General features: G+C 47.1%; 14 protein-coding genes. 13 read left to right on the top strand and 1 reads right to left on the bottom strand.

The features are described from left to right. Positions 1–101: 101 nt before the first annotated feature. Positions 102–734, bottom strand: a complete 633-nt coding sequence (locus tag Selli1_RS01015) for a sugar O-acetyltransferase (RefSeq protein WP_087168571.1) — start codon at positions 732–734, stop codon at positions 102–104. 173 nt (positions 735–907) lie between these two features. Between Selli1_RS01015 and Selli1_RS01010 the strand changes: the two genes are divergently transcribed. From Selli1_RS01010 to Selli1_RS00950, 13 genes are all read left to right on the top strand, one after another. Continuing rightward, positions 908–3,385, top strand: coding sequence for an excinuclease ABC subunit UvrA (locus tag Selli1_RS01010; protein ID WP_281845205.1), 2,478 nt, complete (start codon positions 908–910; stop codon positions 3,383–3,385). A 53-nt stretch (positions 3,386–3,438) separates the two neighbouring features. After that, positions 3,439–3,912 carry a flavodoxin gene (locus Selli1_RS01005; protein ID WP_087255124.1) on the top strand — a complete coding sequence of 158 codons (474 nt, stop codon included), beginning with the start codon at positions 3,439–3,441 and terminating at the stop codon, positions 3,910–3,912. Positions 3,913–3,934: 22 nt separating this feature from the next. Further along, the gene (locus Selli1_RS01000; protein ID WP_087168568.1) at positions 3,935–4,231 is read left to right on the top strand and encodes a hypothetical protein; all 297 of its coding nucleotides are present in this window, start codon (positions 3,935–3,937) and stop codon (positions 4,229–4,231) included. 12 nt (positions 4,232–4,243) lie between these two features. Next, on the top strand, positions 4,244–5,224 hold the full coding sequence (locus tag Selli1_RS00995) for a P1 family peptidase (RefSeq protein WP_281872079.1): 981 nt from the start codon (positions 4,244–4,246) through the stop codon (positions 5,222–5,224). Beyond that, entirely contained in the window at positions 5,214–5,654 is a 441-nt protein-coding gene (locus tag Selli1_RS00990; protein WP_191426924.1) for a hypothetical protein, read from the top strand. The genes Selli1_RS00995 and Selli1_RS00990 overlap by 11 nt, the downstream gene beginning before the upstream one ends. Next, complete coding sequence (gene recQ, locus Selli1_RS00985) at positions 5,655–7,955, top strand: DNA helicase RecQ (protein WP_281872078.1); 2,301 nt, start codon at positions 5,655–5,657, stop codon at positions 7,953–7,955. Positions 7,956–7,987: 32 nt separating this feature from the next. Continuing rightward, positions 7,988–9,472: an AAA family ATPase gene (locus Selli1_RS00980; protein ID WP_087255110.1), complete on the top strand. Its 1,485-nt coding sequence runs from the start codon at positions 7,988–7,990 to the stop codon at positions 9,470–9,472. Between the two features lie 129 nt (positions 9,473–9,601). Continuing rightward, a complete protein-coding gene (locus tag Selli1_RS00975; protein WP_281872075.1) occupies positions 9,602–10,429 on the top strand; it encodes an MmcQ/YjbR family DNA-binding protein in 828 nt (275 codons plus the stop codon). Beyond that, entirely contained in the window at positions 10,420–11,808 is a 1,389-nt protein-coding gene (gene amrA, locus Selli1_RS00970; protein ID WP_281872073.1) for an AmmeMemoRadiSam system protein A, read from the top strand. Before Selli1_RS00975 ends, amrA begins: the two co-directional genes overlap by 10 nt. 23 nt (positions 11,809–11,831) lie before the next feature. Beyond that, entirely contained in the window at positions 11,832–12,677 is an 846-nt protein-coding gene (gene amrS / locus Selli1_RS00965) for an AmmeMemoRadiSam system radical SAM enzyme (RefSeq protein WP_138374003.1), read from the top strand. Between the two features lie 131 nt (positions 12,678–12,808). Further along, complete coding sequence (locus Selli1_RS00960) at positions 12,809–13,114, top strand: nucleoside triphosphate pyrophosphohydrolase (RefSeq protein ID WP_138373991.1); 306 nt, start codon at positions 12,809–12,811, stop codon at positions 13,112–13,114. A 34-nt stretch (positions 13,115–13,148) separates the two neighbouring features. Next, positions 13,149–14,297, top strand: coding sequence for an aldo/keto reductase (locus Selli1_RS00955; RefSeq protein WP_281872070.1), 1,149 nt, complete (start codon positions 13,149–13,151; stop codon positions 14,295–14,297). A gap of 16 nt (positions 14,298–14,313) precedes the next feature. Beyond that, positions 14,314–15,003, top strand: coding sequence for an alpha/beta fold hydrolase (locus Selli1_RS00950; protein WP_138373993.1), 690 nt, complete (start codon positions 14,314–14,316; stop codon positions 15,001–15,003). Positions 15,004–15,018 lie beyond the last annotated feature (15 nt).

The following is a 15,018-nucleotide window of genomic DNA, read 5'->3' as shown; positions in this document are numbered from 1 at the left end:
CCGATCAGCCGGTCTGGTGTGTGCATGCTTGATACCAGTGCAAACGGCCATGGATCCATAGCCAAGGCCATATTGGACTGCTAAGAGAAAGGGACTGTTTGTCAGTCCCTTTCTTTCTGCTTCTTGTCAATATGTTCGTAGTAAAAAGCTTCCTGTTCCTTCCAATAGGCAGTATCTTTCTCGGTGATTTCCCGAATTACCCGGCATGGAACGCCTGCGGCGACGACATTGTCAGGAATGTCTTTTGTTACAACGGAACCGGAACCGATTACTACGTTGTTTCCAATGGTGACGCCTGGATTGATCACCGTGTTGCCGCCGACCCAGACATTGTCTCCGATATGAATCTCTTTTCCGTATTCCAGCTGCTTATTGCGGATGACAGGATCAATCGGATGACCGGCTGTGTAAATGCCGACTCTTGGACCGAAGAATACATTGTCCCCGATATGGACCTCGGCCACATCAATAATGATGCAGTCATAATTTGCATAAAAGTTTTCTCCAATGTAGGTATGGCAGCCATAATCCGTGTGAAACGGTGGCTCCACCCAGAAATGATCGCCGACACTCCCAAAAAGCTCCCGGAAGAGCGTCAGCCGTTCATCAGTATCTTCTTCTGTTGATGCATTGATGAGCCTGGTCAGTTTCCGGGCTTTTTTATTGTCCTTTGCCAGTTCTATATCCTTTGCAATGTATAAATGTTCTGACAGCATCAGTTCTTTTTCTGTCATGCTCTTTCCCTCCTTGGTATCATGAGTTTCTTTATAATAGTATCCTATGTCCGGATTTGTCAATAGCAGTTCCGGCAGAAATTTTTTTGATGATGAAAGAAAAGAAAGCCTTTTTGATGCGCTTGACGGTAAAGTGAAATGGTGATAACGTAAATGTCAGAAAGGAGCGGTATATGATTCAGAATATAGAAATACGTGGGGCCAGAGTGCACAATTTAAAGAATATTGATGTAAATGTTCCGTTGAATCAGATTGTAGGAATTGCCGGTGTCTCCGGATCCGGAAAATCCTCCCTTGCGCTGGGGGTTCTCTATGCGGAAGGTTCCCGAAGATATCTGGAAGCACTATCCACCTATACAAGACGGAGGATGACTCAGGCATCCAGGGCTCAGGTGGATGAAGTACTGTATGTGCCTGCAGCTCTTGCGCTGCATCAAAGACCGTCAGTCCCGGGAATCAGAAGCACGTTTGGAACCGGAACAGAGCTTCTGAACAGTCTGCGTTTGATGTTTTCCAGGCTGGCCAGACACTGTTGTCCCAACGGGCATTACCTGGAGCCAACGCTGGAAGTCGCAGCAGGACATGAACTGACCTGTCCGGTCTGCAATACAAGGTTTTATGCTCCTTCTGCGGAGGAACTGGCTTTCAACAGCCAGGGAGCATGCCCGAAATGTGACGGAACAGGTGTGGTCTGGACAGTAGATGAATCTACGCTGATTCCGGATGAATCTCTTTCGATAGATGAAGGTGCTGTGGCGCCCTGGAAATCTCTGATGTGGTCACTGATGACAGACGTCTGCCGTGCTATGGGCGTCCGGACAGACCTTCCGTTTCGGGACCTGACCGAAGAAGAAAAGGAGATCGTTTATCATGGCCCGGCGGTGAAAAAGCATATTTTTTATAAGCCCAAGAGCTCCGATCAGGGCGGTGAACTGGATTTCACTTATTTTAATGCTGTTTATACGGTAGAAAATGCCCTCGCGAAGGTAAAAGATGAAAAAGGTATGAAGCGGGTGGAAAAATTTCTAAAAAGAGATATCTGTCCCGACTGCCATGGAACCAGACTTTCGGAAAGGGCAAGAATGCCAAAACTGAATGGATATTCTCTCGATGAAGTCTGTACCATGACACTGAATGAAGCAGTGAAATGGGTAGAGCAGGTGCCGGATTCGCTGCCCGAATCCATGCGTCCGATGGCGGTGAGCATCTGTGAATCATTCCAGACTTCCGCAAGACGTCTTCTGGATCTGGGGCTTGGGTACCTGTCTCTGGACCGGGCTTCTTCCACTTTATCGACAGGAGAACGGCAGAGAATGCAGCTTGCAAGAGCGGTTCGAAACCGGACGACAGGAGTTCTGTATGTACTGGATGAGCCATCCATTGGTCTGCATCCGGTAAATATTGCCGGGCTGACTGGTGTCATGCACGATCTGATTGAGGACGGTAACTCCGTAGTTTTTGTAGATCACGATACTCAGATTTTGAAGCAGGCTGACTGGTTGATCGAGATGGGTCCGGAGGCGGGAGCAAAAGGCGGAGAAATTCTGGCGCAGGGAACACCGGACACACTGATGAATCATCCAAAATCTCAGATTGGTCCGTTTTTATCCGGCCGTTCTGGAATCCGTAGATCCCAAAAATGTTCGGAAACAGAACTGTTTGATCAGGGACTCATTCATCTTTCAACGGATGCTATTCATACAGTCAAGCCATTGGAAGTGGATATTCCAAAAGGAAAACTCTCGGTAGTCACCGGAGTATCCGGATCCGGAAAAACAACATTGATACTGGAAAGTCTTGTTCCCGCACTTTCGGCCAATATTCAGGGGAGAAAGCTGCCGGAACATGTGAAGAAAATCCGGGCAGAAGGGATTAGTCATGTCAAGCTGATTGATGCGGCTCCGATCGGAATCAATGTACGTTCCACTGTTGCAACGTATGCCAATGTGCATGACGAACTCAGGAAGATTTTTGCAAAAACTCCGGACGCGAAGGAGAAAGGGTATAAGGCGGGAGATTTTTCCTACAATACAGGAAAGCTGCGCTGCCCTGTCTGCGATGGAACCGGAGTCATCAGCCTGGATGTACAGTTCCTTCCGGATGTAGATATCCCATGTCCGGACTGCCGGGGCACACGATATGCAAAAGAGGCGGAAACCATTCATTATCAGACAAAGACCGGAGAAGCCTATTCGTTGCCGGAACTGATGGCGATGGACGTTCATACTGCTCTCACAGCCTGCAAAGATTTGAAGCTGGTCCATCAGCGCCTTCAGATACTGGAAGATCTGGGCCTTGGATATCTGACGCTTGGAGAGGAAACACCCGGACTTTCCGGAGGGGAGGCGCAGCGTCTGAAACTGGCAAGTGAGATGGGAAGAGCCCAGTCGGATTCGGTTTTTATTTTCGATGAGCCGACGATCGGGCTTCACCCGCTGGATGTAAATACTTTGATGGATGTGTTTCAGACCTTGATCGATCATGGGGCGACTGTCGTAGTTATTGAACATGATCTGGATGTGATCCGATGTGCGGATTATATCATTGATATGGGGCCGGGAGGCGGCAAAGACGGCGGTACGGTTGTAGCGGCCGGAACACCGGAAAATGTAAAGACCAATCCGGACAGCCGGACCGGAGCTTTTCTGTAGCAAAGGGCCGGTGTCCAGTGAATGACAGGATATATATTAAGGAGGAAATCAGTATGAGTAAAAAGTTAGTAACTTATTTCAGCGCAAGCGGAGTCACAGAAGCAGTAGCGAGAAAACTGGCAGAAGCAGGAAATGCCGATCTCTATGAAATCAGACCGGAAGTTCCGTATACAAGAGCAGATTTGGACTGGACAGACAAGAACAGCAGAAGCACGATTGAAATGCAGGATTCTTCTTTCCGTCCGGCTTTGGCGGACAAGGAGGCGAAAGTTTCTGATTATGACGTGATTTTTATCGGATTTCCGATCTGGTGGTATACGGCACCGACCATTATCAATACGTTTCTGGAGACCTATGATTTCGGAGGGAAAATGATCGTTCCATTTGCAACATCCGGCGGAAGCGGAATTAAAAAAGCAGCAGAAGCGATACGAAAAGCAGTTCCAGATGCCGAGGTAGAAGACGGTAGACTGCTGAACGGTCGTTTAAACCAGTCTGATCTGGAAAGCTGGATGGGACAGTACTAAATAAAGGCGGAGAAAAGATAAAATGGCAAGTTGTGTTGAATTGTTGGATGCACTCCAGCACCGGGCATTTCATGATCCTAAAGTCCGGAGGCAGCTTCTCGCAACGAGACAGGAGAAAGATCCCTTTGGCGCGTTCTGTAGAACCTGCCGGGAACTGGGATATGAAATTTATGAGATGGATCTGATATGTGCGGGAGAAGAATTCCATGCGGCAATGAAGCGAAGTACCAACGGCGGAGGGGAAAATTCCCCGATGCTGGCGGGTGAAGACGATTTTTACGAGCTGTTTATGGCAGGTCTGGAGCAGGAATCGCAGTAAAAGGAGAAGATGATGAAAAAGGAAATAACAATTACAGATATCAAAGGAATCCGGATTGGACAGACGGAAAACAAAGAAGCAGGAACCGGATGTACGGTCATTCTGTCAGAGTCCGGGCAGGGAATGTGTGCAGGACTGGATGTGCGGGGAGGAGGACCGGCATCAAGAGAATCGGAGCTTCTGAAACCGCTTGCGGCAGCAAACGCGATTCACGGTATCGTCCTTGCAGGCGGCAGCGCTTTTGGCCTTGGCGCGGCTGATGGAGTGATGCGCTATCTGGAAGAACATGATATTGGATTTGATGTCGGAGTTACGAAAGTACCGCTGGTCTGTCAGGCGGATCTGTTTGATCTGACCGCGGGAGATGCTTCGATCCGCCCGGATGCAGCGATGGGATATGAAGCGTGCCTGAATGCAGAACAGGGAAATTATCAGGATGGAAATTTCGGAGCCGGATGCGGCGCAACTGTCGGCAAATTTGCCGGAATGGGTTGCTGCATGAAGTCCGGAATCGGAAGCTATGCCGTTCAGATCGGGACATTACAGGTCGGTGCTATCGTTGCAGTGAATGCCCTTGGAGATATCTATGACTGGAAAACCGGAACGAAACTGGCAGGGCTTCTCTCGGAAGATCATCGGTCGTTCCGTGCGACAGAAGAGTTAATGTATGCCAGTACAGAAGTGGTGGAGAATAAATTCACAGGAAATACTACAATCGGAGTAATTATCACCAACGCAAAGTTTGAGAAGTCTGCGCTCTGCAAGATTGCCGGAATGGCCCATGACGGATACGCAAGATCCATCCGGTCGGTTCATACGACAGCAGATGGAGACAGCATCTATGCGGTATCCACAGGAGAAATTCTGGCAGACCAGGATCTGGTCGGAACACTCGCGGCGGAAGTAATGAGCGAAGCAATCATAAAAGCAGTGAAGAGTGCTGAAAGCGCGTATGGATATCCGGGGTATCGGGAGGTTATATATGGGGAGTAAAAACAATGATGCTCTATTTTATACATGCAGTCTGATTGAATATATCGGAAGGAATGTAAAAAGGAGAAGAAAAGAAGTAACAGATTTTCTTGGGAAAGAAAGAATTGGGAGAATCTATGAATATGCGGATGTTTTTCGCTGCGAACCTATTGCAAAAACAGCGGATGAGTTTATAGAAGAAGCAAAGATCTCCATAGGCGATTTTGATAATGAGAAAATATGCAGATATACAGTCCCTGATTATTGGGATATCGGAGAAGTTTATGAAAGGCTGATTGAAGACTGCTTTGAAGATGAAGAAATTCTGGAGGGATTATGGGAAGTATATCATTCATGGATTGATGCCCGGATTTCAGACTATAATACAGATTTCTATTATCAGTCCAGAGACTATATAGCTGCATGTTACGAAGAAGGAGAAGTTTTATAGATGCAAGAGTTACTTGACCAACAACTGCACTCCACCCTCAAAACCTACTTTGGTTATGACACATTTCGACCAGAACAGGAGACGGTCATCAGACAGATCCTTTCTGGAAGAGATGTATTTGCAGTCATGCCCACCGGAGCAGGGAAATCACTTTGCTATCAGCTTCCTGCACTGATGCTTCCTGGGATTACGATTGTCGTGTCGCCTCTGATTTCCCTGATGATCGATCAGGTGAAGGCGTTGAATGAAGCTGGCGTGCATGCGGCCTATATTAACAGTGCTCTGACGGAAAATCAGATTGTAAAAGCGATGGAGCTGGCAAAGACCGGACAGTATAAGATTATCTATGTGGCGCCGGAGCGTCTTGAGACGCCCCGGTTTTTGGATTTTGCCTGTCACGCGGAGATTTCCATGATTACGGTGGATGAAGCCCACTGTATCTCTCAGTGGGGTCAGGATTTCAGACCAAGCTATCTTCGAATTCTGTCTTTTGTACATATGCTTCCGGTCCGCCCGGTTGTTTCGGCATTTACAGCTACTGCAACCGAGCGGGTCAGAACTGACATCCGCGTTTCTTTGGAGCTGGAACATCCTTATGAGACGGTAACCGGATTCGACAGAGAAAATCTGTACTTTGAAGTACAGAGAACAAAGCAGAAAAAGGAGAGGATCCGCCGTTATCTGGAAGATCACATAGAAGAGAGCGGGATCATTTACTGTGCTACCAGAAAGGGCGTGGATGAATTATATCTGGAGCTGGAGAACGCTGGATTTTCTGTCGGGCGTTATCATGCAGGAATGAGCACGGAGGCAAGAAGAATCAGTCAGGAGGACTTCATTTATGACCGGACAAAGGTAATGATTGCCACCAATGCGTTTGGGATGGGGATTGACAAATCCAATGTACGGTTTGTCCTTCACTTCAATATGCCCCAGAGTATGGAAAATTACTATCAGGAGGCCGGAAGAGCAGGACGTGACGGCGAACCGGCAGAATGTATTTTGTATTATTCGCCGCAGGATACGGTCATTAACCGATTCCTTCTGGAGAGTAAGGAACAGGACAGAGAATATACGGAAGAGGAACTAAGGACGATTCAGGCACAGGACATGGACCGCCTGCGAAAGATGGAGATGTACTGCACAACGACGAAATGTCTCAGGGCATATATTCTTCATTATTTTGGAGAAAAGGCAAAAGAGCAGTGCCGGAACTGTTCCAACTGTCAGGAAGAGTTTGAAGAAATGGATGCTTCCGAAGCGGCAGCAGATGTCATCCTATGTGTCAGGACATCCGGACAGAGGTTTGGAATGAACATGATCGCCGGGACTCTTCTGGGAGAAAACACGGCAAAAATACGTAATTACAGAATGGAAGAAAACCCTGCTTATGGAAAACAGAGTAAGCTTGGACAGACGAGGATCAAGGAAATTATCCGTACAATGGTGGAGCGAGGATATCTGAGACAGACGGAGGATAAGTATGCCATCCTCCATCTGACGGGAACTTCTGGAGAATTGATGGAGCAAAATACTCCTTTTATCATCGCATATAAAAAAGAAGAAGAGAAAAAGCGGGACAGTAAAAAATCCGTTCTCGCGATGGATTTATCGGAAAAGGGGAAAGAGTTGTTTGAATCACTGCGGGAACTTCGCGCAGAACTTGCAAGAAGACGGTCGATACCTCCATATATGGTGGCTTCGGATAAAACGCTTCGTGATCTGTGCGTACGCATGCCGTTTACAAAAGAAGAACTTCTGAAAGTAAATGGCATGGGTGAACGGAAAGCAGAGCAGTACGGAGAAGCCATTTTACAAAAAATTCAAAGCGTAACCGGAGGGCAGCGGGATACAGAAGAAAATCAAAATTCAGGTCCGGAAGATGAAATTCCATTGACGGAAAGGCGGGGAAAAGGGCGAAAAGAAGACTTTCGGCTGACGAAAGAGATTCTTTTTGGCATTCAGTATACGCCAAGAATGACATTAAGCGAATTTGTTTCGCAGGTGAATGAATTAAGAGATGAAAAACAGATGAAACGTTTGACAAATAAATGGCTTACAGAAAGACTTCTGGAAGAAGGCTGTCTGAAACAACAGTTTTATAACGGATATGCCAGAACAGTATTGACAGAAAAAGGAAGAAAGGCCGGAATTGAGCCGGAAGAACGGATCAGTGAAAAAGGGAATCCGTATGAGATCTTTTTCTATACTGAAAAAGCGCAGAGATATCTGGTGGAATTGATGAAAGGAGGAAGAAAAAGAAACATGGATTGTACCATCTCCTATTTTATGCTAAACTAAAGAAAATTCGACAAAAGACAGGAGTATGCACCATGCCAGTTTTTGATTTTAATAATACGCCGGAAGAGGGAAAAACACCGGAATGTACTTATACAGTATTTTATTCCAGCGAACAGGAAGCATCGACGGAGCACCCGATGCTTGTACTTGACAACAGTAAGGGAAAGCTTCAGCACCATTCGATCGGAGTATTTACGAATCCGGTCCGCCGGACTGCCTTTGAATTCAAAGGAGAAGAAGGAACGGTCAGCGCCGATATTTTACAGATTGATGCCCGTTTTGTAAGTCTTCTCAAATGGATGGGAGAAAATCATATTAATGTCCGGCTTTCCGGGGCGGACCGGGAGGACGGATATGCTGTGTATAAGATCCGTGAGATTGCCTTTGGCGGAGGATCCAAGCTTTCAGCGGAGGATGGCTTCCTGCAGTTTATGATTGAACGTCTTCTTACAAGTGATGCACCGTCCGAAGAAATCCCGGATGAAGATGAGGAGGAGACAGGAGACAGCATGAAGCTGACCAGTATCCAGAGTATTACGGACTTTATCACCTGTGCCGGTAGGACGCTTCCGGATAATATCCGGCTCTGGGCAAGGAGAAACCTTGCTGTAGCCCGCTCTCACGAGGTTTCAGCGGAGGAGCGCCGGCATGCACAGAGAGCGCTTTCTATTATGATGAACATCCAGTGGAAAGGGAATTATTTCCAGGCAATTGATCCGAAAGAAGCAAGGAGAATTCTGGATGAGGAACTTTATGGAATGGAGCAGGTAAAGCAGCGGATTATTGAAACGATTATCCAGATCAACCGGACTCACACCCTTCCGGCCTACGGTCTGCTTCTGGTAGGACCTGCGGGAACCGGAAAGTCTCAGATTGCCTATGCGGTAGCAAGGATTTTGAAACTCCCATGGACTACGTTGGATATGAGTTCCATCAACGATCCGGAACAGCTGACCGGGAGCTCACGGATTTATGCCAATGCAAAGCCGGGAATCATTATGGATGCTTTTTCCATGGCAGGGGAATCCAACCTTGTATTTATCATCAATGAGCTTGACAAGGCGGCATCCGGAAAAGGGAACGGCAATCCGGCAGATGTGCTTTTGACACTGCTTGATAACCTTGGATTTACAGATAATTATATCGAATGTATGATTCCGACCGTAGGAGTTTATCCGATTGCGACGGCCAACGATAAAGATCAGATCAGCGCGCCGCTCATGTCCCGGTTTGCGGTAATTGAGCTTCCGGATTACACACCGGAGGAGAAAAAGGTGATTTTCTCTCAGTATGCACTTCCAAAGGTACTGAAAAGAATCGGCATGCAGGAGAATGAATGCACACTGACGGATGATGGTCTGGATGCAGTCATCGACCTGCACAAAGAGACAAGCGGTATCCGGGATCTGGAGCAGGCGGCAGAGCACCTTGCGGCAAACGCACTTTATCAGATTGAAGTTGATCATGTGAAATCGGTTCAATTTGATGAAAAGATGGTTCGGACCATTCTTTCCTGATACCGGAATGATCATACAAAAACAGCAGTACAAGATGACACAGAGAGAACGGGACTCTGTGTCATTTTCTTTTGGAAAGCAGATGAAACCTCTGAAGCATAGTGTTAAAATAAAAAAGAGGTGATCAAGATGAAGAGGGCAGAATCGCAAAAAGCGTGTCTGAAAAAAGAAATCCTGGACTATGTCCTGCATACTTACGGCACAAGCCCGGATTATCCATGGAAAACTCCGGATTTTGTGCTGCGTCATAATGATAATAGAAAATGGTACGGGGTGATGCTGGAAGTCCGAAAGGAGAGCATGGGACTACACGGGACAGGATATATCGAAGTACTGAATGTAAAGTGTGATCCGGATATGGCTGGATTTCTGGTGTCAGGCAAGGGAATTCTGCCGGGGTATCATATGAATAAGAAAAACTGGATTTCCATTCTTCTTGATGGAACGGTAGAAAAAGAGCAGATTCTTGCACTGCTGGATCAAAGCTATCTTCTGACAGCGAGTAAAAAGACAAAAGAAAAGCTGCACTGTGAAAGGAAACGGGCCTGGCTGATCCCTGCTAATCCCGGATACTTTGATTTGGAAGCAGCTTTTGCAGAAAGCAGCACTATTGACTGGCATCAGCGTGGCAATATTCATACCGGAGATCTGGTCTATATTTATATGGCAGCACCGGTTTCTGCTGTTTTGTATCAGTGTGAAGTAACCGGTACAGGAGGATTTGAAGATCCGGGAGGGAATCAGGATAAGAGCCGGACCATGGAACTGAAATTGAAGCATCGATTTATGCCGGATGAAATGAATAGAGAACGGATGAAACTTTATGGAGTCGGTCCGGTGCGAAGTGCTCGAAGCATTCCGCCGGAACTTGAAAGAGAGTTGGAAATGCTTGCTGAAACAGGAAAAAACAGAACAGCCATGGAAAATAAAAGGAAGGAGGAGAGACGATGGCAGTAACAGGAGCAGTGATGGTTCCTCATCCGCCTTTGATTATACCGGAGGTTGGATGCGGACAGGAACGGGGAATTCAGGATACGATTGATTCATATTACAAAGCGGTAAAAAAGATTGCAGAGTGGAAGCCGGATACTGTTGTGGTGTTATCACCGCACACGGTAATGTATGCAGACTATTTTCATATTTCGCCGGGGAAAAGCGCGGAAGGAAGCTTTGGTAGGTTTGGGGCTTCTCAAGTGAAGATTCCGGTGCAGTATGATACCGAATTTGTGAAAGTACTGTCGCAGGAAGCGCAGGCAAGGGAGATTCCGGCAGGAACATTGGGTGAGCAGGACAGAAGGCTGGATCACGGCACTATGATTCCGCTCTGGTTTCTCAATCATTATGACCGGGAATACAAGGTGGTTCGGATTGGCCTTTCCGGACTCCCGTTTTCAATGCACTACATGCTTGGGCAATGTATTCAGAAAGCGGCGGAACTGTGTGGCAGAAAAATTGTGGTGATCGGAAGCGGGGATCTGTCTCATAGATTAAAGGCAGACGGTCCGTATGGCTTCCGGAAAGAAGGACCGGAATATGATGAGCGGATCATGCAGGTGATGGGAAGTGCAGAGTTTGGAAAACTCTTTGATTTTACAGAAGATTTCTGCGGACAGGCGGCAGAGTGCGGACAGCGGTCGTTCCTGATCCTGGCAGGAGCGCTGGACCGTAGAAAAGTTCGTGCGAAAAGACTTTCCTATGAAGGCCCATTTGGAGTAGGATATGGGATCTGCACCTTTGAAGTAGAAGGTATGGATCCGCAAAGAGATTTTTTGCATCAGCATGAGGAAAATGTGAAAAAAGAAGCAAAAGAGCGGAGCGAAAAGGAAGATCCTTATGTAAAGCTTGCACGGCAGACAATCGAAACATATGTGAGGACCGGCAGGAAGATTTCCATTCCGGAAGGTCTGCCGGAAGAATTGTATCACAAGAGGGCTGGAGCCTTTGTATCTCTCAAAGAAGAGGGAAGACTGCGCGGGTGCATCGGGACAATTGCGCCGGTACGGGGAACGCTTGCGGAGGAGATTGTTGAGAATGCTATCAGCGCAGCGGTGAAAGATCCGAGATTTGACGCAGTAGAAGCAGAAGAACTGGACCGGCTTGTGTACAGTGTGGATGTTCTGGGAGAGACGGAAGAAATTGCTTCGCCGGAACAGCTGGATGTGAAACGCTACGGCGTTATCGTAAGCAAAGGAATCAAACGGGGACTTCTGCTTCCGAATCTGGAAGGAGTTGATACCGTAGACGAGCAGATTGCCATTGCGAAAAGAAAAGCAGGTATCCCGGAAGAGGCAGAAGATATCAAACTGGAACGCTTTGAGGTGGTGAGACATTTTTGAGCAGAGAAGAAAAACGTAATGAGATGGGAAATTCATCCGATGGCAGGAAAGTATGCCCGGTCTGTATGCATTATTGCGCGCTTCTGGAAGGACAGTACGGCAGATGCAGGGCAAGAAAGAACGAAAATGGCAAGATTATCAGTGTGAATTACGGAAAAGTAACATCCGCAATGCTGGATCCGATCGAAAAGAAACCGTTGGCCCGGTTTTATCCGGGAAGCAAAATCCTTTCGGTAGGAAGCTTTGGGTGCAATCTTTTCTGCCCGTTCTGCCAGAATCATGAGATTTCCATGGCCGGACAGACGGAGATTGGATGGCAGGACGTGACACCGGCTCAGCTGGCCCGGCTTGCTTCCGGGTATCAAAATGCCGGAAATATCGGAGTGGCATTTACTTACAATGAACCGCTTGTAGGATACGAATTTGTCCGGGACACAGCCTGTCTGGTAAAACAAAATGGAATGAAAACGGTAGTGGTCACCAATGGATCAGTGGAACTGGAAATCCTGGAAGAAATTTTACCATATATAGATGCGGTGAATATTGATTTGAAAGGATTTACAGAAGATTATTACAGAAAACTTGGTGGAAATCTGAATACGGTAAAAGCGTTTATTGAAAGAGCGGCAAAGGACTGCCATGTGGAACTGACGACACTCATTGTGCCGGGTGAAAATGATTCAAAAGAAGAAATGGAACAGGAGGCAGCATGGATTGCCTCACTGAGTCCGGAGATCCCACTGCATGTGTCCAGATTTTTCCCAAGATATCAGATGACCGATCGGAAAGCAACAGAGGTCAGGCAGGTGTACAGGATGAAGCAGATTGCAGAGAAATACCTGAAGTATGTGTATACCGGGAACTGTTAAAGGATTGGGCTTTCCGCCTTTTATAAATAAAAGGGGAATGATATAATGGAGTAAGTGGACTGGATCTGGATGAAATTACTCAGAAAAAGCAAGAAACAGTGAATACGACAAATTATAAAGGACGTGACACAATGAGAGAAGGAAAGCTGGTTCGGGACAATATACCGGATATCATTCGGGCGGATGGGAAGACGCCTGTCACCCGTATTCTGGATCAGGAAGAGTATCTGAATGAACTGGATAGAAAGCTGCAGGAAGAGGTGGCAGAGTATCAGGCGGATAAGTCTCTGGAAGAACTGGCAGATATTCTGGAAGTGTTATCCGCCATCTGTAAGGCCAGAGGATATTCCAGAGAAGATCTGCTTAAAGTACGAGATGAGAAACGAAGAAAACGAGGCGGGTTTGAGAAAAGAATTTACTGGAGTGGAAACGAATAGGTTAAAAAGCCGGAAACATCAGGAGGGAAACGAAATGAGATATCGTGAATTGGGAAATACAGGATTAAAGGTCAGTGAAATTGGATTAGGAGCAGAGTGGCTGGAGCGCCACAACGAAGCAGAAGTAAAAGAGATTATTGACTGTTGCGAAAGCTATGGAATCAACATTCTGGACTGCTGGATGTCGGAGCCGAATGTACGCTCCAATATCGGGAAAGCACTGGAGGGGAAAAGAGAAAAATGGATCATTCAGGGGCATTTTGGATCAACATGGCAGAACGGACAGTATGTCCGCACCCGGGATCTTGCGAAGGTAAAAGAAGCATTTCAGGACCTGCTGACACGCCTTCAGACAGATTATATTGACCTTGGCATGATTCATTTTGTGGATGAAGAGGCAGAATTTCACCGGATCATGGAAGGAGAATTTCTGGCTTATGTAAAGGAACAGAAAGAAAAGGGAATCATTCACCATATTGGAATGAGTACTCACAATCCGAAAGTGGCAAAGCTTGCGGCATTAAGCGGCGAAATCGAGATGATTTTGTTCAGTATCAATCCGGCGTTTGATCTGCTTCCGGCAAGCGAAGATCTGAATACATACTTTGCGGAGTCTTATGAGGAACATCTTCAGGGCATCGATCCGGAACGGGCGGAGCTGTATCAGATCTGTGAACAGCGGGGTGTCGGAATCACCGTTATGAAAGGATATGCGGGAGGACGTCTTTTTTCCGAAAAGACTTCTCCGTTTGGAGTGGCCCTGACTCCGGTTCAGTGTATTCACTATGCCCTTACAAGACCGGGTGTGGCAAGTGTGCTGGCAGGATATGATACGACAGAACATGTCAAGGAGGCGGTTGCTTATGAGAACGCCACAGAAGAGGAAAAGGATTATGCGAGCGTGCTGGCCAGGGCGCCGCAACATGCCTACAGTGGACAATGCACATATTGTGGACACTGTGCACCTTGCCCGGCAGGGATCGATATTGCCATGGTGAACAAACTCTATGATCTGGCTGCCATGCAGGAAGAAGTGCCGGCAACAGTCAAGGCGCATTATGAAGGACTTTCAGCCAATGCAAAAGACTGCATTGCATGCAAAGGCTGCGAGACACGATGTCCGTTCGATGTTTCGGTCGTGGAAAGAATGGAAAAAGCAAAAGAACTGTTTGGCAGCTTATAAAAGCGGGAGGGACAAGATGAGTGACATCCGGCTCTATTCCATCGAAAGAGGAACAGGAGAACCGCTGATTTTACTGCACGGAAACGGGGAAGAAAGCCGCTACTTTGCCCGTCAGATCAGGCATTTTGCCAAAACACGAAAAGTAATCGCAATCGATACGAGAGGACACGGGCAAAGTCCGCGAGGAAATGCCCCGTTTACCATTCGGCAGTTTGCGGAGGATCTGCATGACTTCATGGAAGAAAAGGGAATTGAGCGGGCAGACATTCTCGGGTTCAGTGATGGAGGAAATACGGCACTGGTGTTTGCACTTCAATATCCACAGAAAGTGAGAAAACTCATTTTGAACGGCGCAAATCTTTATCCTTCCGGAATGAAGACATTGATTGTACTGCCGATCTGGGCGGGATATGGCGCGGCATCGCTCCTTGCGCCGGTTTCCCAAAAGGCGAAAAAGCAAAAGGAGCTACTGGGACTTATGGTGAAGGATCCGTATATCCGTCCGGAAGATCTGAGCAGAATTTCTTCTAAGACACTGGTTCTCGTAGGAAAGAATGACATGATCCGGCATCGGCATTCCCTGCTGATTGCAAAGAGTATCCCGGGGGCGAAATTCGTCTGCCTGAAAGGGGATCACTTTATTGCAGCAAAAAATCCAGAGACATTCAACCGGGCAGTGGAACGGTTCCTTTCAGATGGAAAATAAAACAGGAGAGAAACA

The organism is Sellimonas catena (assembly GCF_027924685.1).
Taxonomy (GTDB): domain Bacteria; phylum Bacillota; class Clostridia; order Lachnospirales; family Lachnospiraceae; genus Sellimonas; species Sellimonas catena.
The sequence above is the reverse complement of the archived record's forward strand: the minus strand, read 5'-3'. Positions and strand labels throughout refer to the sequence as shown.

Bases quoted from the DNA above. Each gene is read 5' to 3' on its own strand.
- Selli1_RS01015 (WP_087168571.1), bottom strand. From the start codon at position 734: ATGACAGAAAAAGAACTGATGCTGTCAGAACATTTATACATTGCAAAG.
- Selli1_RS01010 (WP_281845205.1), top strand. From the start codon at position 908: ATGATTCAGAATATAGAAATACGTGGGGCCAGAGTGCACAATTTAAAG.
- Selli1_RS01005 (WP_087255124.1), top strand. From the start codon at position 3,439: ATGAGTAAAAAGTTAGTAACTTATTTCAGCGCAAGCGGAGTCACAGAA.
- Selli1_RS01000 (WP_087168568.1), top strand. From the start codon at position 3,935: ATGGCAAGTTGTGTTGAATTGTTGGATGCACTCCAGCACCGGGCATTT.
- Selli1_RS00995 (WP_281872079.1), top strand. From the start codon at position 4,244: ATGAAAAAGGAAATAACAATTACAGATATCAAAGGAATCCGGATTGGA.
- Selli1_RS00990 (WP_191426924.1), top strand. From the start codon at position 5,214: ATGGGGAGTAAAAACAATGATGCTCTATTTTATACATGCAGTCTGATT.
- recQ (WP_281872078.1), top strand. From the start codon at position 5,655: ATGCAAGAGTTACTTGACCAACAACTGCACTCCACCCTCAAAACCTAC.
- Selli1_RS00980 (WP_087255110.1), top strand. From the start codon at position 7,988: ATGCCAGTTTTTGATTTTAATAATACGCCGGAAGAGGGAAAAACACCG.
- Selli1_RS00975 (WP_281872075.1), top strand. From the start codon at position 9,602: ATGAAGAGGGCAGAATCGCAAAAAGCGTGTCTGAAAAAAGAAATCCTG.
- amrA (WP_281872073.1), top strand. From the start codon at position 10,420: ATGGCAGTAACAGGAGCAGTGATGGTTCCTCATCCGCCTTTGATTATA.
- amrS (WP_138374003.1), top strand. From the start codon at position 11,832: ATGGGAAATTCATCCGATGGCAGGAAAGTATGCCCGGTCTGTATGCAT.
- Selli1_RS00960 (WP_138373991.1), top strand. From the start codon at position 12,809: ATGAGAGAAGGAAAGCTGGTTCGGGACAATATACCGGATATCATTCGG.
- Selli1_RS00955 (WP_281872070.1), top strand. From the start codon at position 13,149: ATGAGATATCGTGAATTGGGAAATACAGGATTAAAGGTCAGTGAAATT.
- Selli1_RS00950 (WP_138373993.1), top strand. From the start codon at position 14,314: ATGAGTGACATCCGGCTCTATTCCATCGAAAGAGGAACAGGAGAACCG.